A 1,631-nucleotide genomic window follows, 5' to 3' on the forward strand; every position below is an offset into this window, starting at 1 on the left:
TCGGCCGACATGCTTTATATCTCTCGTTCACGATCTGAAAGTAATTTTTCTGCTTCGCCTGGGTCGGATTGCTCTTGCCCAGATCATCCCAGACCAACACAGGGGCCTCGATCAACCGGGCCATCAATCGGTTGTATTCCTGGCCGCCGTCTTCCACCATCCGGGCGTTTGATAGTTCATCCATGATGGCTACATCCGAAACAATCAGAACCCCAATCCCCCGGCTAATAAGTTCCTTGGCCGCAGCCACCTGCAAGTGCGTTTTTCCCAATCCGTAGGAGTTGTAACGGGGGTCGTGCCTTGCCGCCCCCTGCTCCTTCATCCGGCTTTCCCCGTACTTGGCCACAAACCCCAGGCTGTTCTGTTGGGTGTAGCGGATACTGTCAAAGTCGCTGAGATAATTGGTGATCATCAAAAAAAGTTCTTGTTGGATCGGAGTTTCCTGGATGTAGGTATCAAGGTTGGCCTCTTTCAACTCGTCGGGAATCATGGCCCCTCTCATCCGCCGCTCGTATTTCCGTTGCTCCTGACATTCGCAGGGTTTGGCCGCGTCCCATCCCGTCCAGATCCATTCCGCATCCTTGCACTTCTCGCATTTAAACCGGGGTTTTGACAAGTCCGGCGAATGGCCCCGTTGATCCTGGCGGATCAATTGGATGCGCCTTTTGATCTCGTCCATGTACGTTCCGACGGCCTGCATTTTGTTCGCCATGTCGGTTCCCCCTTCTCATTTGGCCCTCAAGGGTGTCAAATTTCTCCCGTAGCTTTTTCGCTGACAAAATGTTCGCTTGCCAAAAGTCGTTGGTGGTCGCGTAATCTATAACCGCCTTGATCTGCTCTTTAGATCGGTTGTCGATTTCATGCAGTTTGCGGAAGTCGTCCGCCCATGTTTGTTCACTCCCCCGGAAAGCAAAGTCCGGTTTCCATGCCCGGATCTGTTCCAATAAATACCGAGTCATTTTGATATAAGGAGAATCGTCGTCGTATTTGCGACGATTATCTTTTTTCTTTTCATCATTCTTTTCATTCTTATCATTCTTGTTTATGTCCGTTGATTGTTTCTCTAATGGGTGTTCATTGTTACCCTGATCGTTTTTTGATTGGTAAACTTCCCAATTTAACAGGGATATTAATGTGTACCCATTGTTACCCCTAGTGGCTGTTATAGTGATCATCCCTTGCTGTTCCAACCACTTCAAAATGGATCGAATCGTCTTTGGGTTTGGCTCTTTCCATTTCCGCCCTTCGTACCATCCGATTCCTTGCGCAATTCCTCTAACGGATGTAAGGTGCTGGCCTTTTTTGATTAGTGTTTTGCTTCCGTCTCTCATTGGAATTTCTTTGTCTTCGTGGTTGACTCGGTATTTCAACCATTGCCAAACCCGGTGATAGAGGGGCGGCATTAACCAGATATCGCTGTTTAACTCTTGTCTGTAGTCCTTGATATAGCCCTTGATCTCTGATCCCCCCTCTATTGGGTTTGGGTATGCCTCCTCTTAAAACAAAGCCCCTTGCACCGTGTCCGTGCTCCCAGTCGCCACATAGACAGCGCAACATTTCCCGCTAACGGTGCAGGTTCGTTTATCTGCAACCGCTGCCCGTCCGTCTTCCACTAGTTCAGTCAGCCGGGG

At 49.4% G+C, this 1,631-nt stretch carries 2 protein-coding genes; both read right to left on the minus strand.

The genetic code is table 11. The features are described from left to right. Window positions 1-712 (minus strand): ATP-binding protein (locus ACFOUO_RS10220; protein ID WP_380704878.1); only part of this gene is annotated, 712 nt, incomplete at its 3' end. Further along, window positions 597-1,199, minus strand: a complete 603-nt coding sequence (locus tag ACFOUO_RS10225) for a hypothetical protein (protein ID WP_380704880.1) — start codon at window positions 1,197-1,199, stop codon at window positions 597-599. The genes ACFOUO_RS10220 and ACFOUO_RS10225, both read right to left, overlap by 116 nt. Window positions 1,200-1,631: the final 432 nt, after the last annotated feature.

The sequence above is a fragment of the Salinithrix halophila genome, assembly GCF_042650125.1.
GTDB classification, from domain to species: Bacteria; Bacillota; Bacilli; order Thermoactinomycetales; family DSM-45169; genus Salinithrix; species Salinithrix halophila.